Genomic DNA, 273 nt, shown 5'->3' on the forward strand with positions numbered 1-273 from the left:
CCAGGGCCGCACTGGCGCTGGGCATCGGCTGGCGCAATTCGTCGGTCAACAGGCCCTGGCGACCCAATTGCGCCTTGACGGGGCCCGGATTGGGCTCGGCGAACGTCAGCTGGATGATGGGCACCAGCGCCTGGAACAGGCGGCGGGCCAGGTCCAGCTGCTGCGCCTGCACCGCCTGGTACATGGCCACGAACAGATCGGGGCGGATATGCGCGGCCGCCGCGATCATGCCAGCGCCCCCCAGGCACAGCAGCGACAGTGATTGCAGGTCCT

1 protein-coding gene is annotated in these 273 nt (G+C 69.2%); it reads right to left on the minus strand.

Translation table 11 applies throughout. From position 1 onward, the window contains the following. Positions 1-273, minus strand: a 273-nt coding sequence (locus SB751_RS30435; RefSeq protein WP_410749075.1) for a dihydrodipicolinate synthase family protein, incomplete at both ends; no start/stop codon positions are given.

The organism is Cupriavidus sp. SIMBA_020, assembly GCF_046535395.1.
Lineage (GTDB): Bacteria > Pseudomonadota > Gammaproteobacteria > Burkholderiales > Burkholderiaceae > Cupriavidus > Cupriavidus campinensis.